The 18,322-nt window shown below is 71.2% G+C and carries 18 protein-coding genes and 10 tRNA genes; 20 read left to right on the top strand and 8 right to left on the bottom strand.

The features are described from left to right. Positions 1-247 precede the first annotated feature (247 nt). Positions 248-430, top strand: a complete 183-nt coding sequence (locus ABD191_RS27505) for a hypothetical protein (protein WP_344088427.1) — start codon at positions 248-250, stop codon at positions 428-430. Between the two features lie 72 nt (positions 431-502). Here ABD191_RS27505 and ABD191_RS27510 read toward each other — a convergent pair whose 3' ends face one another. Then, positions 503-1,627 carry an AI-2E family transporter gene (locus tag ABD191_RS27510; protein ID WP_344088430.1) on the bottom strand — a complete coding sequence of 375 codons (1,125 nt, stop codon included), beginning with the start codon at positions 1,625-1,627 and terminating at the stop codon, positions 503-505. Between the two features lie 167 nt (positions 1,628-1,794). Between ABD191_RS27510 and ABD191_RS27515 the strand changes: the two genes are divergently transcribed. Next, a complete protein-coding gene (locus ABD191_RS27515) occupies positions 1,795-3,438 on the top strand; it encodes an RICIN domain-containing protein (protein ID WP_344088433.1) in 1,644 nt (547 codons plus the stop codon). A 25-nt stretch (positions 3,439-3,463) separates the two neighbouring features. Here the strand turns inward: ABD191_RS27515 and ABD191_RS27520 are convergent, their stop codons facing one another. Further along, positions 3,464-5,203, bottom strand: a complete 1,740-nt coding sequence (locus ABD191_RS27520) for a hypothetical protein (RefSeq protein ID WP_344088436.1) — start codon at positions 5,201-5,203, stop codon at positions 3,464-3,466. Next, positions 5,203-6,021 carry a hypothetical protein gene (locus tag ABD191_RS27525; RefSeq protein ID WP_344088439.1) on the bottom strand — a complete coding sequence of 273 codons (819 nt, stop codon included), beginning with the start codon at positions 6,019-6,021 and terminating at the stop codon, positions 5,203-5,205. Before ABD191_RS27525 ends, ABD191_RS27520 begins: the two co-directional genes overlap by 1 nt. A 184-nt stretch (positions 6,022-6,205) precedes the next feature. Here ABD191_RS27525 and ABD191_RS27530 point away from each other — a divergent pair, with 184 nt between their 5' ends. The 4 genes from ABD191_RS27530 to ABD191_RS27545 all read left to right on the top strand — a co-directional run bounded on the left by ABD191_RS27530 (position 6,206) and on the right by ABD191_RS27545 (position 8,820). Further along, on the top strand, positions 6,206-7,102 hold the full coding sequence (locus ABD191_RS27530) for an aldo/keto reductase (RefSeq protein WP_344088442.1): 897 nt from the start codon (positions 6,206-6,208) through the stop codon (positions 7,100-7,102). A gap of 34 nt (positions 7,103-7,136) precedes the next feature. Beyond that, entirely contained in the window at positions 7,137-7,907 is a 771-nt protein-coding gene (locus ABD191_RS27535; RefSeq protein WP_344088445.1) for an SDR family NAD(P)-dependent oxidoreductase, read from the top strand. A 58-nt stretch (positions 7,908-7,965) separates the two neighbouring features. Beyond that, entirely contained in the window at positions 7,966-8,277 is a 312-nt protein-coding gene (locus ABD191_RS27540) for a hypothetical protein (protein ID WP_344088448.1), read from the top strand. Between the two features lie 69 nt (positions 8,278-8,346). Beyond that, positions 8,347-8,820: a flavin reductase family protein gene (locus ABD191_RS27545; protein WP_344088451.1), complete on the top strand. Its 474-nt coding sequence runs from the start codon at positions 8,347-8,349 to the stop codon at positions 8,818-8,820. On the opposite strand, the gene ABD191_RS27550 is transcribed toward ABD191_RS27545, so the two are convergent. The 3 genes from ABD191_RS27550 to ABD191_RS27560 all read right to left on the bottom strand — a co-directional run bounded on the left by ABD191_RS27550 (position 8,817) and on the right by ABD191_RS27560 (position 10,162). Next, positions 8,817-9,158, bottom strand: coding sequence for a VOC family protein (locus ABD191_RS27550; protein ID WP_344088454.1), 342 nt, complete (start codon positions 9,156-9,158; stop codon positions 8,817-8,819). The two genes, ABD191_RS27545 and ABD191_RS27550, sit on opposite strands and share 4 nt — an antisense overlap. A gap of 180 nt (positions 9,159-9,338) precedes the next feature. Then, positions 9,339-9,827 (bottom strand): SRPBCC family protein, encoded by a 489-nt coding sequence (locus ABD191_RS27555; protein WP_344088457.1) that lies wholly within the window; start codon positions 9,825-9,827, stop codon positions 9,339-9,341. After that, entirely contained in the window at positions 9,824-10,162 is a 339-nt protein-coding gene (locus tag ABD191_RS27560) for an ArsR/SmtB family transcription factor (RefSeq protein WP_344088459.1), read from the bottom strand. Before ABD191_RS27560 ends, ABD191_RS27555 begins: the two co-directional genes overlap by 4 nt. A 157-nt stretch (positions 10,163-10,319) precedes the next feature. Between ABD191_RS27560 and ABD191_RS27565 the strand changes: the two genes are divergently transcribed. The 3 genes from ABD191_RS27565 to ABD191_RS27575 all read left to right on the top strand — a co-directional run bounded on the left by ABD191_RS27565 (position 10,320) and on the right by ABD191_RS27575 (position 15,012). Next, positions 10,320-11,717: a glycoside hydrolase family 16 protein gene (locus ABD191_RS27565; protein ID WP_425560893.1), complete on the top strand. Its 1,398-nt coding sequence runs from the start codon at positions 10,320-10,322 to the stop codon at positions 11,715-11,717. Positions 11,718-11,882: 165 nt separating this feature from the next. Then, a complete protein-coding gene (locus ABD191_RS27570; protein WP_344088464.1) occupies positions 11,883-12,677 on the top strand; it encodes a TIGR02452 family protein in 795 nt (264 codons plus the stop codon). 172 nt (positions 12,678-12,849) lie between these two features. After that, positions 12,850-15,012 (top strand): glycoside hydrolase family 3 C-terminal domain-containing protein, encoded by a 2,163-nt coding sequence (locus tag ABD191_RS27575; protein ID WP_344088467.1) that lies wholly within the window; start codon positions 12,850-12,852, stop codon positions 15,010-15,012. 6 nt (positions 15,013-15,018) lie between these two features. Here ABD191_RS27575 and ABD191_RS27580 read toward each other — a convergent pair whose 3' ends face one another. After that, positions 15,019-16,503 (bottom strand): restriction endonuclease, encoded by a 1,485-nt coding sequence (locus ABD191_RS27580; RefSeq protein WP_344088470.1) that lies wholly within the window; start codon positions 16,501-16,503, stop codon positions 15,019-15,021. Continuing rightward, positions 16,467-16,817 (bottom strand): hypothetical protein, encoded by a 351-nt coding sequence (locus ABD191_RS27585; protein WP_344088473.1) that lies wholly within the window; start codon positions 16,815-16,817, stop codon positions 16,467-16,469. Before ABD191_RS27585 ends, ABD191_RS27580 begins: the two co-directional genes overlap by 37 nt. 45 nt (positions 16,818-16,862) lie before the next feature. Here ABD191_RS27585 and ABD191_RS27590 point away from each other — a divergent pair, with 45 nt between their 5' ends. The 11 genes from ABD191_RS27590 to ABD191_RS27640 all read left to right on the top strand — a co-directional run bounded on the left by ABD191_RS27590 (position 16,863) and on the right by ABD191_RS27640 (position 18,112). Next, positions 16,863-17,054, top strand: coding sequence for a hypothetical protein (locus ABD191_RS27590; protein WP_344088476.1), 192 nt, complete (start codon positions 16,863-16,865; stop codon positions 17,052-17,054). A gap of 72 nt (positions 17,055-17,126) precedes the next feature. Next, positions 17,127-17,198, top strand: a tRNA-Trp gene (locus ABD191_RS27595). A 92-nt stretch (positions 17,199-17,290) separates the two neighbouring features. Further along, positions 17,291-17,364 (top strand) — tRNA-Glu (locus tag ABD191_RS27600). Positions 17,365-17,384: 20 nt separating this feature from the next. Continuing rightward, positions 17,385-17,457, top strand: a tRNA-Leu gene (locus tag ABD191_RS27605). 65 nt (positions 17,458-17,522) lie between these two features. Beyond that, positions 17,523-17,594, top strand: a tRNA-Gln gene (locus ABD191_RS27610). A 41-nt stretch (positions 17,595-17,635) separates the two neighbouring features. Continuing rightward, a tRNA-Arg gene (locus ABD191_RS27615) sits at positions 17,636-17,709 on the top strand. A gap of 8 nt (positions 17,710-17,717) precedes the next feature. Further along, positions 17,718-17,790: transfer RNA gene (locus tag ABD191_RS27620), tRNA-Val, on the top strand. 5 nt (positions 17,791-17,795) lie between these two features. Further along, a tRNA-Glu gene (locus ABD191_RS27625) sits at positions 17,796-17,870 on the top strand. A gap of 5 nt (positions 17,871-17,875) precedes the next feature. Beyond that, positions 17,876-17,948, top strand: a tRNA-Asn gene (locus ABD191_RS27630). 5 nt (positions 17,949-17,953) lie between these two features. After that, positions 17,954-18,028 (top strand) — tRNA-His (locus ABD191_RS27635). 1 nt (position 18,029) lies between these two features. Then, positions 18,030-18,112, top strand: a tRNA-Tyr gene (locus ABD191_RS27640). Positions 18,113-18,322: the final 210 nt, after the last annotated feature.

Below are 18,322 nucleotides of genomic sequence, written 5' to 3' on the forward strand. Positions count from 1 at the left end.
CCCAGATGCACGTCTCCCGCCTGCTCGCCCGCGCCCTGACCAAACTGCGCGAGCAGCTCGACGAGAACATCTGAGATATAGAGCCCAAGCGGCTGCCCCGCGGTGCGTGGGGCAGCCGCTTTCTCGTGGGCTGGTTCATCCAGGGTTCAGCGCGACGCCGCTCGCTGATCACCACGCGGGCCTACCGTCCCGCCAGGAACAGGCTGCCAACCCTGAGGATGACCATGCCCGAGCCCTGGTGCTGGGCGTGTCCAGCACCATCGAGGCCGCGAGCCCGGAGCGCGCGACCGCGGCGCCCGGCCACGGCACCGGCAGGCCGGCCCCCGGCAACGGCGCCCTCACGTTCACACCGATCCCGCCGAACCGGCTGGACTCACTGATCGTGCCGCGTGGCGGCTGGACGGCCGCGCCGTCGGCGCCTGACGCCTGATCTTGGGACGAGAGCGTTGCCGCAGCGACGTTTTCGTCCCAAGATCGACAGTCGCCGGGCACCGTGCAGCGGCTACGCCGTCTCGGCGGACGTCGCCCCGGTGGGCGTCGGTTCGTCGGGGGCCTCTTCCTCCGCCGCCTCGTCGCGGGCGCGTAGGCGGTCGCCGACGATGACCCGCAGGGCGGCCGCGAGCGGGATGGCGATCAGCGCGCCGATGAGCCCGAGGACGGTCGCGCCGACCAGGGCGACGAAGAGCACCGCGAGCGACGAGATCTCCACGGTGTCGCGCAGGACGCGCGGCGCGATGAGGTAGTTCTCCAGCGTCTGGTAGAGCGCGAAGAAGATCGCCACGAGGACGGGCGTCGTCCACGTCTGCGAGCCCGCCAGCGACACGATGACGCAGACGGCCGCGCCGAGGGTCGCCCCGATCAGCGGGATCATGTCGAGTACGGCCACGAGCAGCGCCAGCGGCAGCGCGAACGGCACGCCGAGCGCGAGGAGCGCCACGAAGGTGACCACGCCCGCGATCGCCGAGATCACCAGGTTGCCGATCATGTACGAGCCGACCTTGTCGATGACCAGGTTGGTCACGTCGAACACGGCCGGACGGTGGCGCTTGGGGAACAGCCGGGCCAGGCCGCGCCGCAGCCGGGGCAGGTCGAGCATCAGGTAGATCGTCAGCACGATGACGAGCAGGACGGACACGACCGCGCCGAGGACCTCCCGGGTGACCGTGACGGCCTGGGTGCCCACCTTGCCCGGCATCTCGCGCACCCACGCGTCGACGGCGGGCTGCAGGCCCAGCCGGCTCTCCAACTGCGCCAGGCCGGGCGAGCGCTCGCGCAACCCTTGCAGGTACCCGGGGAAGTCCGCGGTGAGTTCGCGCGCCTGCTGCAGCAGCGCGGGCGCGAAGAGCCAGACGAGCGCCGTCACGGCGGCGAACGTGACCAGCGCGATGATCGCCACCGCGTGGGCACGCTTGACCCGCCGGGCGATCATCCAGCGCACGACCGGGTCCAGGCCGACGGCGAGGAACACCGCGACGACGACCTGTACGAGCAGGGCGCGGGCGGCGTAGACGAGTACCGCCGCGACAGCGACGGCGAGCACGGCGAGCGCGCCGGTGGCGCACCAGACGAACACCTTCGCGGGGCCGATGGGTTCGGCCGGTTCTTCCTGGGGGGCGACATCTGTCACGCCAGGTCATGTACCCCGGATCGCCACCCGGCAAGCGGCGGGGTTTGACTCCATCGCGAAGCTTCTATATGTTGCGACGTAACAGCGTAGGAAAGGCCTTTCCAGTGGACACGGGCTCCCGGCGGCTGGCCGTTTCCGTCCCATCGCCACCAGGGGAGGAAAACCCCATGTCACCACCCATCCGTACCCGTCGCTGGCCGTGGCGCCTCGCCGCGATCGCGGGCGCCGCGCTGAGCGTCGTCGCGGGGGTCGCGGCCGTCGGTCTCACGCAGGCCAACGCCGCGACCGTCAACACGAACGCCTGGTACGTGTTCGTCAACCGGCACTCCGGCAAGGCGATGGACCTGTGGGAGTGGTCCACCGCCGACGGCGGCCAGGTCCGCCAGTACGCGCGCACGGACGCCAACAACCAGCAGTGGCAGTTCGTCGACGTCGGCAGCGGCTACTACCAGCTGCGCAACCGGCACAGCGGCAAGGTCATGGCCCTGCCGAACGCCACCGACGGAACGCAGCTCATCCAGACGACCGCGAGCAGCGACACGAAGCAGCACTTCACCCTGCGCGACTCCGCCGGCGGGTACGTCCGCTTCCTCAACCGGCACTCCGGCAAGGCGCTCGACCTGTGGCAGTGGTCGACCGCCGACGGCGGCGTCATCGCGCAGTACGCCGACCTCGACGGCGCCAACCAGCAGTGGCAGATGATCCAGGTCGGTACGGGCGGCGGCACCACGCCGACCACCGGCTCGGGCGGCGGCACGGGCGACTGCGGCAGCGGATCGTTCAACGCCGAGGTCACCGTCAACGGCGGCACCTGGACCGCCCGCAACGGCTCCACCACGGTCTACACGGGCAGCAGCATGCTGTCGGCCATGCAGGGCGCGGTGAACAGCCTGTCGTCCGGTCGCACGAGCAAGCAGCGCGTCGTCGTGCGCGGTTCCGGCTCGGTCGCCGCCAACACCCGCCTGTCGCTTCCGTCGTACACGATCCTGGATGTCTGCGGCACGATCAACGTGACCGGTTCGGGCTCGGGTGACATGGCCCCGGTGTACTCGCGGGGCACGCGCGACGTCGAGATCCAGAACCTCAGCGTGACCGGCACGCCGGTGTACGGGATCTTCCTGCGCAGCGTCGACAACGTCATCCTCGGCAGGATCGACATGCGCCTGTCGTCCGGCCTGGGCGTGCGCATCGACAACTACGGCAACACGTCCGTGATGGCCCGCAACTACCGGGTCGACAACGTGTACGTCTCCGGGGCCAGCTCGCACGCGCTGGAGACCTACGGCGTGGACGGCATCCAGATCGGCACGGTGACCGCGCGCAACGTGGGCGAGTCCGGGCTGCTGCTCAACCAGACCATCAACGCCACCGTCGGCACGGTCGACGCCGAGAACGCCGGTACGGGCACGGGCTACGCGGCGTTCCGCATCGCCAACCGCGCCGGGCGCATCGGCTCGTCGTACCCGGTGAACATCCGCGTCGGCCTGGTCAAGGCGCGCGGCGGCGGCCGGGGCATCTTCTGCGTGTCGGAGAGCGGCGGCGCGGTCATCGACCGCATCGACATCGCCAACACGGGTAACAACGCGATCCTGCTGGAGAACTGCTACGGCACGACGATCGCCGGCCAGTCGGGCACGGTGAACGGCGGCGGCGAGATCCGCATCGCGTCGCGCACGGAGTTCCCGGCGTCGGCGAACAACACCATCCAGAACCTGACCGTGTCCAACACGAACATCCGCCTCAGCCCGTGCGGCACGAACAACGTGATCCGCAACGTGACCAGGTCGAATTCCACCCTCACCTGGTGCTAGGCGGCCGGGTCCCGGGGAGCACGACTCAGATCGTGTTCCCCGGGGCCTCCTGCCCCCGGGTGGCCGCGTTCCTCGCCAGGCGCAGCGCCTTGCGGCCGTCGCGGCGCAGCGACCGGTAGAGGGCGCGACCGAGGAGCAGCACCTTCCCCATGAGGCTGGCCCGGAACAGCTGGATCTCCCAGTCCATGCGGCTGAGCGCGTTGTCCCGCGAGCCGATGATGTGCTCGGTCCACTCCTGCGCGGCGAGCAGGTGACTGACCTGGTAACGCTGGCGCCACAGCGCCTCCTCCAGCTCCCGGTAGCCGGCCACGTCCAGGGTGGGCCGGCCCGGCTGCACGGACAGCAGGTCGGCCCGGCGGGCGCGCTGCTCGGCCGGGCCGAGGTCCGCGTCGGTGGCGTCGAGCGCCACCTGCAGGTCCACGGCCGCGCGCAGGTCGTCCTGGCCCAGGGGTCGCCCGACGGTCGCGGCCAGGATCGACACGAGGTCGATCGCGCTCGAGGTGAGCTGCCACGGGTGCGGGTGTCCCCCGGTCACCAGCCGGACGGCGAAGCGCCACAGCGCCCGCGCGACCGCGACATCCACCGGCACCGGGGCCACGGGCTCCCACGCGGGCGGCGCCGGCCGCAGGTGGTACCCGTCGTCGAGCAGCGTCTCGGCCGTGGCGAGGGCGTCCGGACCGGTGATCGTCCGGTCGCCCGCCCGCCCGTCGAACCAGTCGACCAGCCGGGTCAGCTCGGCGCGCAGGCCGGCCACGTCCACCCGGGCGCACAGGGCCAGCAGGCGCTCCTCGAAGATCAGCCCGGACAGGTCGACGTCCGGGCCCGGGTCGGTGACGCGGCGCATGCCGTGCCGCTCGACCCGCGCGGCGCGCTGCACCGTCCGCACGCCGACCGGGGAAAGCTCGTACGTGTACCCGTCGCTCACGATCATCGCGTACCGGGTCAGCGCCGGACCGCGCCGCGCGACCGTGAGCCAGCCGGGGGCCAGGGACCCCTCCGCGCCGGCGCGCAGCGCCCGGGCCGCCAGCCGCCGGGGGTCGCCGAGCACCGGTACCTCCCGGTACGCCTGCGTGAACGCCCGCGACAGCACCGCGCCCATGGCCCCGCGCAGCGACGAGCCGGTGTCGCCCAGCAGGCCCGATCCGATGAGGACCGTGGCGGTGCCCGGTGACGGGTAGACGGCGTAGACCTCCGCGTGCGGCAGGCCGTGCAGGCTGAGCTGCCCGCGCGCCTGGTCGAGGGAGGCGGGCGCCTCGCTGGTGGGATACCAGGCGGCGTCCTCGTAGTGGCCCGCCGGGTTCAGCTCCACCAGCCGGTGAACGCCCAGGGGGTTGTCCGTCATGAGGGCGAGCGCCCCGCCGTCGCCGACGACGGCCGCCAGGATGCGCAGCACCTCGCCGGTCGCGGCCTGCTCCCCCTCGGTGGAGCCGAGCCGGTCCAGCCCGTCGGCCGCGATCACCAGGTCGTAGCGGGTGGTCCCGTCTAGCTTCGCGACGCTGCCGCACAGGATCGTCGCGGCGGGGAACCGGTCGCTGAGCCGCTCGGCGTCCAGGATGGACCGGGTTAGGCAGGTGACCGTCGCGCCGCGGCCGATCAGGTTCTCGACGAGCGCGTCGTCGTGCGGGCCGGCAACCAGGACGGCGTGACCCGGCGCGGCCAGGTCGGTGAGCACGTGCCGCAGCGCGCCGCCGGCGGCGACCTGCGGGCCCCGGGCCGGGTCGTGGTCGGTCCAGGCGTACATCTCGCCACCGATACGCGTGATCATCATGCCTCCCAGCCGAGATGGGTCCGCAGCTCCATGGGGCTCAGCAGGACGTCGGCGCCGAGTTCGCGGCGGGCCAGCTCGCGGCACGCCGCCGTGTCCGTACGGTGCCCGTACACCTCGGGCCACTGCCGGCGCAGCCGCGGCTCGCCGCCGAAGGTTCGGTCGTCGTTGTCGAGCGTCATGGGGTGGCCGTACACGGCGGCTTCGCAGCCGGCCAGCAGCCCGTACCAGATGGCGCTGCACAGCCGGTTCGACACGACCCGCTTGTGCCGGCGCAGCACGGCGAGCTGCCGGACCAGGAACTCCCGGTCGTGGTCGCGCCACCAGAACCCCCGGTACCCGTGGCAGATGACCTGGAACCCGGCCTTCTCGTACGCCCGGCGCACCGGCCTGGACCGGTACTCGTTCCAGTAGAGACAGACGGTGATCGGCGCATCCTCGACCGCGCGCAGCTCATCGATCATCGCGTGGTGGTCGCCGCTGACGAGCTGGCCCTCCCAGCCGTGGAACGGGTAGAAGATCGTGCCCTCGCGCCGCCCGCCCGGCGTCTCCGGCAGCATCGTGAGCAGGTACGCGAACGGCGCGCCCGTCACGATCACCTCGCGGCGGCCCTGCGACCACGACCGCCGGCGGGTCTCCTCGGACCACACGAACAGCTTGCTGCCGGCGACGAACGGCACGCCCGGGGCGAGCCCGTCGCCGATATTCCAACCGTGCTGCAGATAGCCCCGCATACGCGGCGGGTGCATCGGCTCCGGCAATTCGCAGTAGCGCGCCAAAACGTGCGCATGGCCATAGTAGTAATTCGCGTGATGCACGTCGCCGTCCCACACTCCCCGGGTCCAAGGCGAGCCCACGATACCTGTCGGGACGGCGAGATCCGTGTGCGGAACTGCCTTTCGCCGGCTGTTGTCCGCTCGTTCGTCTCCCGTTCAACCCGGCTTTTGACAACGACAGCTGTCTATTTGATTTACCCGCCCGGTGATGGGTTCTAATGGCCGCGTGAAGACCGAAGCACCGGCGCAGTCGGCGCTCGTCCTGGGCACCGCGCAACTGGGACCGCACTACGGCGTCGCCAACCGCGCCGGCCGCCCGGCCGACGCCACCGTGCGCGCCCTGCTCACCGCCGCCGCCGACCTCGGCGTCACGCACCTCGATACCGCACGCGCCTACGGCGACAGCGAGGAACGCATCGGGGCGCTGGTCGGCGACCTGCCGCTGCGGTTCGTCACCAAGGTCGCACCGCAGGGCCCGGACGCGACGCCCGCGTCCGTGCGGGCCAGCGTGACGCGCAGCCTGGCCGCGCTACGCCGCCCGGGCCCGCACACCCTGCTGTTGCACCGCGCCGCCGACGCCGCGGTCGGTTGGCCCGTCCTTCAGGAGTACGCCGCGACGCGCGCGGCCGATCGCATCGGCGTGTCCGTCCAGTCCCCGGACGAGTTGCGCTCCGCGCTCGCCCTGCCGGACCTGGGCTATGTCCAGCTGCCCTGCAACGTGCTCGACCGCCGCTGGCTCGCCCCCGACCTCGCGGCACTGTTCGCCGCCCGTCCCGACCTGATCGTCACCGTCCGGAGCGTGTACCTGCAGGGGCTGCTCACCGCGGGCCGCACGGTGGTCTGGCCGCACCTCCGTGCGGGTGCCCGGGACGCGCTCGTGGACACCCTCGACCGGCTCGCGGTCGAGCTCGGCCGCGCCGACCGCGCGGACCTCTGCGTGGCGTACGTGCGGTCGCTGCCGTGGGTGACGTCGATCGTGGTGGGCGCGGAGACCGAGGAGCAGCTGCGCCGCAACGCGTGGCTGGCGGCCCGACCGCCGCTGACCCCTGCCGAGGGCGCGGCCGTCCGGGCGACCCTCCCGGACGTCCCGGCCGCCCTCCTGGACCCGGCCCAATGGCCATGATCAGCCGCCCGCGCCTCGCGTCATCGGTCCCGTCATGAGCACCGACCTGTTCGACCTCAGCGGGCGGGTGGCCCTGGTGACCGGGGCGACCGGTCGGCTCGGGCGCGAGATGACGCGGGCGCTCGCCGGCGCGGGCGCGCGGACCTGGGCGGTCGCCCGCGACGAGGGCCGCCTGGCCGACCTGGCCGGCGAGGTCGACTGCGTACCACTGCGGTGCGACGTCACCGACGACGCCGACGTGGCCGCGCTCGCCGGCGAGGTGCGCGCGACCGGCGGGCGGTTGGACGTACTCGTGCACAACGCGCACGTGGGCCGCGGCGGATCGCTCGCCTCGACCACCGCGGCGGACTTCGCCGAGGCCACCGACCTGGCGCTGGGCGCCTTCGCCCGGCTCCTCGCGGCCACGAAGGATCTGCTCCGGCGCGCCGCCGGGGACGGATCGCCGTGCGTCATCACGGTCGCGTCCATGTACGGCCTCGTCGCGCCACGGCTGGACCTCTACGACTCGGCCGCCAGCCGCAACCCGCCCCACTACGGCGCGGCGAAGGCCGGGTTACTGCAGCTCAGCCGGTATGCCGCCGTGGAGCTGGCGCCGCTGGGCATCCGGGTCAACAGCATCACGCCCGGGCCGTTCCCGGGCGGGGGCGACCCGGCGTTCCTGGCGCGGCTGGCCCGGCAGGTGCCGCTCGGCCGGGTGGGCGCGCCACCGGAGATCGCCACCGCGCTGCTGTTCCTGGCGTCGCCCCGCTCGAGCTTCGTGACGGGGGCCAACGTCGTCGTCGACGGAGGATGGACCGCCTGGTAGGGGTGTTTCAGGTCCGCGCAGCCGGGGCAATGCGGTCATGGACGAGGAGGTAGGTGCCATGCGTTTGTTGACGTTGGCGGCCGGCGTGGCGGTGGGCTATGTGCTCGGCACGCGCGCGGGTCGGGAGAAGTACGACAAGATCGTCGAGGGTGCTCGCAACCTCGCGGATCAGCCGCCGGTGGTGCAGGCCAAGAGCCGGTTCCAGGAGCTGGTGGGGGCCGGCACGGACGCGGCGTCCCGCAAGCTGGGCGCGGCGACCGACGCCGTGACCCACAAGCTGGACACCGTGGCGACGGACTCCGCCACCACGACCGCGCCGCGCAAGCGGACCAAGCCGGCCGAGGAAGGCACGATCGTCACCACCCCGTGACGCATAAGCGGATCTCCGGGGACCGTGACCGCGGTCCCCGGAGATCCGCTGCCTTTTCAGGGAAGTGCCATGGAGCTCTCCGTGTTCGACCGCTTCACCAGCGGCCTGGACTACCCGATGTTCGTCGTCACCGTGCCGGGCAGCGGGTGCCTCGTGGGTTTCGCCACCCAGTGCAGCATCGACCCGCCCCGGTTCCTGGTCTGCCTGTCGAAGGCCAACCACACGTACCGGGCGGCCAGGGACGTGCTGGCCATGGCCGTCCACCGGCTGGGTCCTGATGATCACGATCTCGCCGCCCTGTTCGGCACCGAGACGGGCGACGAGATCGACAAGTTCGCCCACTGCGGCTGGCGGCCGGGGCCGCACGGCGTACCGCTGCTGGAACGCTGTGACGCGTGGTTCGTCGGCGAGATCGAGACCCGCGTTGACCTGGGCGACCATGTGGGCCACCTGCTGCGTCCCATCGAGACCGGCCCGGGGACCACGGCCGCCCCGCTGATGTTCACCGGCGTCCAGGACCTGGACGCCGGCCACGACGCCTAGAGCGGCGCGCCGCCGTAGCCGATCTCGTTGCCGTCCGGGTCGACGTACGTGATCTTCCGTACGCCGTTGTCGTAGGTCTCCCGGTTCGCGGGCTCCAGGCCCCGCTCCGCGATGCCGGCCACCACCGAGTCGAGGTCGTCGACGAAGATCGTCTGCCGGCCGTGCCCGGCGTGCGCCGGGCGCACCTCGATGTAGAGGAACCGGTGCTCGGCCAGCTCCCAGACGGCCTCAATGTCGTTGGGACGGAACGCGGGCGGGCCGCCCAGCAGCTTCTCGTACCAGGCCAGGGCGGTGGCGAAGTCGCTGACGGAGACTCCCGCGAACAGGTCGACGGTCATGGCGCCCATGCTAGATCGCGACGGCGGGCGAACCCCGTTGTTCGCCCGCCTGCCCTCTCAACGACCGAACAAGGGGACCGTCGCAAGCCGAAGATGGCGCAGGTCGCTGCGGCGTCACGGACGAACGCGGCCGTCATGGCGTGCCTCCCCAAAGGACGAATGGGGGGCACGCAAGCAAAATCAGCTCGTTGCGAGGACCCCGTCGATCTGGCCCAGCCCTTCCGTCATGCCCTCGACCACGCCCATGGCCAGCATCTGCTCCATCTGGTCGGTGTCGGCGAACGTCGACACGACCGTCATCCGCGTACCCTGACCGGCCGGCTCCAGGGTGACCACGCCGTGGGTGGCCGCCATGGTGTCCAGCGGCTCGCCGTCGTCGCTGGCGAAGCCGTCGTCGAACTCGAGCCGGTGCGGCGCGTCGATCGCCGTGATCGTCCACCAGCCGGACGCCTTCTCGCCTTCCGGGCCGGTCATGAAGTAGCGGACCTGGCCGCCGACCTCGAACTCGAACCGGGTGAAGGTGGCCGGCCAGGTGGGCGGGCCCCACCAGCGCTCGAGCTGGCGCGGGTCGGCCCAGACCTGCCAGACCCGCTCGACGCTGGTGTCGAACTCGGTGACGAACGTGAGCCGCAGGCCCTGCACATCGGTATCCGTACTGATGATGGTCATGAGTCGGGTCCTTTCAGGATGTCCTCGATGCCCCGGGCGCGGTGGCGCCACAACCGCTCGTACGCGTCGAGCAGCCGGGCGGCGCGGCGTAGCACCGTCACGTCGGCGCTGAGCACCTGCTCGCGCCCGCGCCTCTCCTTGGTAACGAGCGCGGCGCGCTCGAGCACCGCCACGTGCTTCTGCACGGCGGTGAGGCTCATGGGGTAGTGCCGAGCGAGGGCGGAGACGGACTGCCTCTCCCCGATGATCCGGGTGAGGATGTCACGCCGGGTCGCGTCGGCCAGCGCGTGGAACACCTGGTCGGCGCTCTCCGCGCTCAGCTGATCTATAACCATTTGGTTGTAGGTTAGCGTCGCGGGGCCCGCCGCGCAACGCGCATCGGCCATTGATGGCGGTTGACATCGATACGGCGGGCCAGCACACTGCTGAGAGAGCGCTCTCACGGCACCTAGCTGTTGCTATGTCACTCCACCGTCCCCTCGGAGCCTTGCCATGGAGCTTCCTCGGAGAACGTCACGCGCTTTGATCATCGCGGCCGCGACGGCCGTCTTCGCCGCCGGCGTCGGCGTCGCCCTGCGCGCCAACGCCGCCCTACCCGCGACACCCACCGGCTGGAGCCTCGCCTGGTCCGACGACTTCAACGGCTCGGCCAACACGCTCCCGTCCAGCGCCAACTGGATCTTCGACACCGGGTACAGCTACCCGGGCGGCCCGGCCAACTGGGGCACCGGCGAGATCCAGCAGTACACGAACAGCACCCAGAACGTCTCCCTCGACGGGGCGGGCAACCTGCGCATCACCCCGATCCGCACCAGTTCCGGCGGCTGGACCTCGGCCCGCATCGAGACCGTCCGGTCCAACTTCAAGCCGCCCGCCGGCGGCGTGCTGCGCATCGAGGGCCGCATCCAGATGCCCAACGTCACCGGGGCGGCCGCCGCCGGATACTGGCCGGCGTTCTGGGCGCTCGGCTCGCCCTACCGGGGCAACTACCAGAACTGGCCCGGCGTCGGCGAGTTCGACGTCATGGAGAACGTCAACGGCCTCAACCAGGTCTGGGGCGTGCTGCACTGCGGCGTCAACCCGGGCGGCCCGTGCAACGAGACCAACGGTCTCGGCGCCAGCCGCGCCTGCCCCAACTCCGCCTGTCAGGGCAACTTCCACACGTACCGGTTCGAGTGGGACGCCAGCGTCAGCCCGCAGATGCTGCGCTGGTATGTCGACGGCGTCCAGTTCCACTCCGTCAGCCAGACCCAGATCGGCTCGTACTGGTCACAGATGACCGACCACAGCGGGTACTTCCTGCTGCTCAACGTCGCCATGGGCGGCGGCTTCCCCAACGGGGTCGCCGGCTCCGCCACCCCCACCGGCGCCACCGCGTCCGGCGTACCGATGCTCGTCGACTACGTCGCCGTCTACACCCGCGCCGGCTCCACCACCCCGACGTCGGCGGCGCCCACCACCGGGTCGTCCGGCGGCGGCACGGGCGCGTACGCCACCATCCAGGCCGAGGCGTTCAACGCCCAGTCCGGCGTGGTCGTTGAGACCACCACGGACACGGGCGGCGGGCAGAACCTCGGCTACCTCGCCAACGGCGACTGGGTCCGGTACGACAACGTCGACTTCGGCGCCACCCCGGCACGCCAGTTCTCCGCCCGCGTCGCCTCCGGCGCGGCCGGCGGCATCAGCGGCCTCGTCGAGGTCCGCCTCGACAGCCTGTCCAACGCCCCGATCGGCAGCTTCGCCATCGCCAACACCGGCGGCTGGCAGAGCTGGCGCACCGTGCCGGCCAACATCGCCGCCACCACCGGCCGGCACACCGTGTTCCTCCGCTTCGCCAGCGGCCAACCCGCCGACTTCGTCAACCTCAACTGGTTCACCTTCGGCCACTAGGCCGGCCACCGCTGGAAGATCACCGTTTCGTGGACCAGGGTGCAGCCCAGCTGCATCCTGGTACACGAAACACAGATCATGGTGGGCGACCCAAGGAGCGGCGCGTGTCCATGTCGCCGGTTATCGCGTCGACGTAGGTCCACAAGCCGGCTAGCGTCACCCCCCATGAGTGCTCGGCTGCGTGAGATCGCCCGGACCACGGTGGCGATCGCCGAGGCCGGCGAGTACCGCAACGGGGCCGGGCAGCGGGTCCGCATCGGCGAGGCGGTGACCGCCGCGATCGCGGGGACCCGCCACTACCTGCCCGACGACGACCTTCCGGTCACGGGCGCGCCCGCCACCCCGCGCATCGAGGTGACCCGGGAGTCCACCCTGGCCGCCGCGCGCCGGCTCGGCGACGAGGCCGCCTGCCTGGTGTTCGCCTCCGCCAAGAACCCCGGTGGCGGTTTCCTCGGCGGGGCGAAGGCGCAGGAGGAGAGCATCGCGCGCTCGTCGGGGCTCTATCAGAGCCTGCTGGCCGCGCCGGACTTCTACGCGTACCACCGCACGCAGCGCGACCTGCGCTACAGCGACCGGGTCATCTACTCCCCCGGCGTACCCGTCTTCCGCAACGACAAGGGCGAGCTGCTCGACCGCCCGCACCACGCGGCGTTCCTCACCGCCGCGGCGCCGAACCTGGGTGCCATCCTGCGCAACCAGCCCGACGACGCGGCCGACGTGCCGGCGGTGCTGCGCCGACGGGCGCGACGGGTGCTCGAGGTCGCTGCCGCGCACGGACACCACACGCTCGTGCTCGGGGCGTGGGGTTGCGGGGTCTTCCGCAACGACCCGGCGACGGTCGCGGACGCGTTCGCGGACGCGCTGCGCGAGGTCGACCGCTTCGATCGCGTCGTCTTCGCCGTCTACGACAACCTCCCCCACACCTCCGTGTACGCGACGTTCGCGTCCCGCTTCGCCTGACCCGCCCCGCGCCCGCGTCCTGCCCCCTCAGCTGAGCCGACGTTTGGGTGGTTCCGCGTGTCATTCACACGCCCCGTTCCGCGCGCAACCGCCCAAACGTCGGGCGAGGGCCCGGGGCATGGCGTGCTAGCAAGGAGGTGACACGCAGCGCTGTTGCCGTGGAGGGGACGCCGTGGGATTGATCATTGCCGAAAAGGCCGCGCTTACCAGCGGCGCCGACTTCTGGCACACGAAGGCCGTCGGCGACCTCCCGTCGATCATGGTGGCCGACGGCCCGCACGGCCTGCGCAAGCAGGTCACCGACCACGGGCCCGCGGAGCCGGCGACCTGCTTCCCGCCGGCCGTGGCGCTCGGCTCGACGTGGGACCCGGACCTGGTCGGCCGGGTGGGTGCCGCGCTGGGCGCAGAGACCCGCGCGGCGGGCGTGTCCGTGCTGCTCGGCCCCGGCATCAACCTCAAGCGCACCCCACTGGGCGGCCGCAACTTCGAGTACTACGCGGAGGACCCGCTGCTCACGGGCGTACTTGCGGTGGAATGGGTACGCGGCCTGCAGAGTCAGGGGGTCGGCGCGTCGGTCAAGCACTTCGCGGTCAACAGCCAGGAGACCGACCGCATGCGGGTCAGCGCCGACGTGGACGAGCGGACCCTGCGCGAGCTGTACCTGCGCGCGTTCCAGCGGGTCGTCGAGCAGGCCCGGCCGTGGACGGTCATGTGCGCGTACAACCGGATCAACGGGGTGCACGCGGCGCAGCACCAGTGGCTGCTCACGGAGGTGCTGCGCGGCGAATGGGGCTTCGACGGCGTGGTCGTGTCCGACTGGGGCGCGGTCGCCGACCGGGTCGCGTCCGTGCGGGCGGGCCTCGACCTGACCATGCCCGGGCCGGACGACGCCGGCGACCGCGCGGTCGAACGCGCCGTCGCCGACGGCGTACTCGATGAGGCTTTGCTGGATGCGGCGGCGGGGCGGGTGGCGGCGCTGGTCGAGCGGGCCCGCAGCCACGACGGCGGGGACGGGACCTTTGACGCGGACGCGCATCACGCGCTGGCCCGGGAGGCCGCCGCGCGGGGCATCGTGCTGCTGAAGAACGAGGGCGGGCTGTTGCCGCTGCGCCCCGAGGGCGTCTCGATCGCGGTCATCGGGGAGTACGCGCGCACGCCGCGCATCCAGGGCGGCGGCAGCTCGCGGGTCAACCCGACGCGGGTGGACACCGCCCTGGCGGAGATCACCGCGTCGACGTCGGCGCCGGTGACGTTCGCGGCGCGCGGCGACGAGGCGGTCGAGGCGGCCCTGGCCAGCGACGTGGCGATCGTCTTCGTCGCGTCGGACGAGGAGACCGAGGGCCGCGACCGGGAGACCCTCGACCTGCCGGCCGACCAGGTCCGGCTCGTCGAGCGCGTCGTCGCGGCCAACCCGCGCACGGTCGTCGTGCTGGCCAACGGCGGCGTCGTGCTCACCTCGGCGTGGGACGGCGCGGTGCCAGCGCTGGTCGAGGCGTGGCTGCTCGGCCAGGCCGGCGGCGCGGCGATCGCGGACGTGCTGTTCGGCCGGGTCAACCCGTCCGGCCGCCTCACCGAGACCATCCCGCTGCGGCTGGCCGACCATCCGTCCTATCTGGACTTTCCCGGCGGGGCCGGCCACGTGCGCTACGGCGAGGGCCTGCATGTCGGCTACCGGGGCTTCGACGCCCGCGACCAGGCGGTCGCCTACCCCTTCGGCTTCGGCCTCTCCTACACCACCTTCGGGTACGGGCAGGCGAGCGCGACCCGCGCGGGCGACACGATCGAGGTGCGCGTGCCGGTGACCAACGCCGGCCAGCGCGACGGCCGGGAGGTCGTCCAGGTGTACGCGAGCCTGCCCGACTCGGCGGTACGCCGCCCGGTCCGCGAGCTGAAGGGCTTCGCGAACGTGGCGATCCCGGCCGGTTCGACGGTCGAGGTGACCGTGCGCGTGCCGGTCGCGGACCTCGCGTACTGGGACCCGCGGCTCGGTCGCTGGGCCGTCGAGGGCGGCACCTACACGCTCGCGGTCGGCGCGTCGTCGCGCGACCTGCGCACGACCGTCACCGTACGGGTCGACGGCGACGACACCCGCCCGCCGCTCACCGGCGAATCCACCCTCGCCGAGTGGCTGTCCGACCCCATCGGCGGCGAGCTGATCGGTGAGGCGTTCGCCGCCCTGCTCGCCGAGGGCGGCGACGACCTGGCGTCCGTGGCGGCCGACCCGGAGACGTTCACGTTCCTGGGAAGCCTGCCACTGAACCGGCTGGCCACGTTCCCGGGCAGCCCGCTGACCCCGGACACGATCGAGAAGCTGGTCACGGCCGCCAACCCCTGACGGCGGTCACCCGTACAGGATCTCGTCGGGCCTGCGGTACGTCACGGCCGCCTCATAGTCGGTGGCCAACGGGCCGAGCAGCGCGTCCACGTCACCGTCGTGATCGGCGGCGGCCATCCGTACGACCTGTTCGGCCAGCGTCTTCCCATCGATCAACAACAGCGGGTACTGGTCGTCGATGACCTCGATCTGCGCCTGCCTGGAGTAGGTCCCCGTGGTGACGAAGACGCCGATCCACCCGCGGCGCAACCGGGCGACCACCCGAGCGACCTGATCCGGGCTGATCGACGACGTCGGCAGGACGCATTTGGCCTGCCCGAGCACCACGAGCGGAGTGTTGCTGGCCGGCGTCCCGACGTCGAGCCGCCCGACGAAGTCCATTCCGCCGTCACCACCGGGCCTGGTGAGCCATCCCTCGTGGTACCGGGCTCCCGAACCACCCAGGATCTGCGCCGCCACCCGCGCGGCGAGCAGTTCGAAGGCGTGCTTGCGGCCGTCGAAGAACCGGTAGATGCGCTCCAGCACCTCGGCCTCAGCGGATCCCGGCACCGGGAGTTGATCGGCAGTCGACTTCACCCGTGAGGACACGACACGACGGCGGATCCTCGGGATGGCGGAGCGCCCCTCCTTTATCCAGCGCAGCCAGGACTGAGGCGCGTGGCGCGTGGCCGTCTCAGCGTCCAGACCGACGTCGCGGCGGTCGTCGATCCATCGCATGTCCAGGGCATCACCGGCGTCCGCGAGGTCGAGGACGGCCAGGTCAAGGACGATGTTGGGAAAGCTGCGACCGGTGTCGGGGTCGCGCTGCACCACGTGCTCGAGCCGCTCGATCACAGCGGCCCCGCAGAACTGCACATGGCCTTTGACCAGACGGCGCCCGTCCTTGACGACGGTCGCAGACCGGTAGATGAGCAGCGGCGGCGCGTAGAGGCGGCGCTGCGCTGTGGTGGCCGCGTGAAGCGTCCAGGCATCGAGAAGCGCCCGGTTCCCGGCAGTCGCGCCGGGCAGACCGAGCGTCGTGGGCTTGTGGTCCCCGTAGTAGCGCACGTGCCCGTGGTCCAGGTCGAACTCGTCATGCCACGGGTTCGTCACGTGCCCGGCCTTCCACGGGCTCGACCGGATGTTGATGACGGGCCGTCGTGGTCCATCGGGCGCGACGACGGGTGCCGCGAGGTTGATGCCCGCTTCGAGCATCAGGCGCGGAGCCTCCACACCGTTGGGCGAGGTCAGAAAGTGGTAGTTCAGGTAGCCGTCCAGCTCGACATCAAGGCGGCTTGCGCCCTGCGCGTAGCGCAGGACATCGAGCATATGAATCGGACGGGCGCTCATCCGACGATCCTCGCCGAGCCGGCGCCGCGGAAACACGGCCCTTTCGGACACTGTGCAGGGCGCACCGCGTGGGCGCGCGAACCTCCGGCGCGTTTGTACACATGTTCTATCCACAGGCTGTGGAGTCAGTCGTCGAAGGGCTCGTCGCTCCACCGGAACCATGCCTCGGCACCATCGATATGCAGCAGAAACTCCGCGACCGGGCCGGCTGGGGACACCAGGCTCATCGTCGCGACGATGCGGTCGTACGCCGACTCCCACGCCCGGATGGCGGCCGGGCTGTCGTCGTCCTCGAGCGCCGCCGACAGCGCCAACTCCTCGACGAACAGCGGCGCGACCGCGGCGAATCCGGGGCGTGCCGCGAAGCTGCCGGACAGCCACGGAAAGTCCGCGTCCGTGATGACGATCTCGCCCAGCACCTCGTCGCCACGGACCAGCCGCCACGTTCCACTGATCAGGTCAGCCAACTCACGCACGCGCCCCACCGTACGCACCCGGATATTCGATTGAGCGGATGGCCGGTGCGGCCTACCTTTGACGTCAGCACCGAAGACGGACCGAACCAGAAGCGGGAGACCGACATGTTGTGGCATGCCTCATCCACGGCGCAGCGACGCACGTCGCGCGGCGAGGTCGCCATGACCCATGCCGGCGAGTCCGAAGGTTCGGTGAACGTCGAAGGCAACCCCGCCGTGGAACGGTGGCGCGGCTAGCGGATTCCGCTGGCGATTCTCGCGCCGCCCTCCCGAACCGGGACGGCGGCGTTTCTTTCTCCTCTCCCTCCTATGGGCGTAGCTCAACGGAAGAGCGCTGGTCTCCAAAACCAGATGTTGCAGGTTCAAGTCCTGTCGCCCGTGCGCCAGCCCCGGCCCACCGGGGGTGCCGATCTTTGTCAACTCCACAGCGGATAGCAGCAGGTCGCCGGCCACCCATCGCCTGCGACCACCATGGACCGTCGGAGCAGCTGGAATGCTCACCTCGCTCTCAACGAGGAGATCATGGGTTCGAGTCCCATACGGTCTACGAGAACGAATGAACCGTTCGCTGCGGTAGCCCAACGGAAGAGGCAGCCGATTCAAGATCGGTTCAGTGGGGGTTCGACTCCCTCGCGCAGCACACTTTGTTCACGGCGGACCGCACCCCGCCACGTGCCGGGCACCCAATCGCGGTGCCCGGCCCGGTCCCTCGTCGTCTATCAGGTAGGACGCAGCGCTCTGAACGCTGAAAGCGTGGTTCGAATCCATGCGAGGGAGCGACAGTTCCACGCCGACGAAGCTCACCCACCCTTCGCCAAACCCTTGTAGCTCAGCTGGACAGAGCGCCGGTCTACGAAGCCGGATGTCGCGAGTTCAAGTCTCGCCGAGGGTACGCAGCACGTTCCGGTAGCTCAGCTGGGAGAGCACCGTCCTGACGCGACGGAGGTCGGCGGTTCGAGCCCGTCCCGGAACACGTATGGCGCGGTGGGCGAATTGGTAGAGCCGCCCGGCTTTCACCCGGGACATGTGCGGGTTCGAGACCCGTCCGCGCCACTCATTCCCTGATAGCTCAATTGGCGGAGCGGGCCCCTGTTAAGGGCAAGGTTCCAGGTTCGAATCCTGGTCGGGGAGCGATGGTGGCTGTAGCTCAGCGGCAGAGCGCCCGGCTGTGGACCGGGAGGTCACGGGTTCAAATCCCGTCAGTCACCCCAAGGGAGCGCGCCAGAGTTGGAGAGCTGGGGCCGCCTGTAAAGCGGTTGCCGCGCGCTGAGGCGGTTCGAATCCGCCCGCTCCCACGTGGTCGCCAAGGCGCGCCGAACCGAAGCGGACGCGCTGTGGACATTGTGTGGACATTCGACGCGTCAGCCCGACGCGTCAGCCCGATGTTTGGGTGATTCCGCGCCAAACTCTGCCTCCTGATTACACGCCAAACCACCCAAACGTCGGCGGGGCCGCACGTCGGGCGGGGCGTGGGCGCGGGCGCGGCGCGGCGCGGGCGCGGGCCG

This window comes from Luedemannella helvata (genome assembly GCF_039528415.1).
Classification (GTDB): Bacteria; Actinomycetota; Actinomycetes; order Mycobacteriales; family Micromonosporaceae; genus Luedemannella; species Luedemannella helvata.

Excerpts from the sequence above, each read along its gene's own strand:
- ABD191_RS27515 (WP_344088433.1), top strand. The coding sequence starts at position 1,795 with ATGTCACCACCCATCCGTACCCGTCGCTGGCCGTGGCGCCTCGCCGCG.
- ABD191_RS27520 (WP_344088436.1), bottom strand. The coding sequence starts at position 5,203 with ATGATCACGCGTATCGGTGGCGAGATGTACGCCTGGACCGACCACGAC.
- ABD191_RS27535 (WP_344088445.1), top strand. The coding sequence starts at position 7,137 with ATGAGCACCGACCTGTTCGACCTCAGCGGGCGGGTGGCCCTGGTGACC.
- ABD191_RS27540 (WP_344088448.1), top strand. The coding sequence starts at position 7,966 with ATGCGTTTGTTGACGTTGGCGGCCGGCGTGGCGGTGGGCTATGTGCTC.
- ABD191_RS27545 (WP_344088451.1), top strand. The coding sequence starts at position 8,347 with ATGGAGCTCTCCGTGTTCGACCGCTTCACCAGCGGCCTGGACTACCCG.
- ABD191_RS27550 (WP_344088454.1), bottom strand. The coding sequence starts at position 9,158 with ATGACCGTCGACCTGTTCGCGGGAGTCTCCGTCAGCGACTTCGCCACC.
- ABD191_RS27555 (WP_344088457.1), bottom strand. The coding sequence starts at position 9,827 with ATGACCATCATCAGTACGGATACCGATGTGCAGGGCCTGCGGCTCACG.
- ABD191_RS27560 (WP_344088459.1), bottom strand. The coding sequence starts at position 10,162 with ATGGTTATAGATCAGCTGAGCGCGGAGAGCGCCGACCAGGTGTTCCAC.
- ABD191_RS27565 (WP_425560893.1), top strand. The coding sequence starts at position 10,320 with ATGGAGCTTCCTCGGAGAACGTCACGCGCTTTGATCATCGCGGCCGCG.
- ABD191_RS27570 (WP_344088464.1), top strand. The coding sequence starts at position 11,883 with ATGAGTGCTCGGCTGCGTGAGATCGCCCGGACCACGGTGGCGATCGCC.
- ABD191_RS27580 (WP_344088470.1), bottom strand. The coding sequence starts at position 16,503 with ATGGTTCCGGTGGAGCGACGAGCCCTTCGACGACTGACTCCACAGCCT.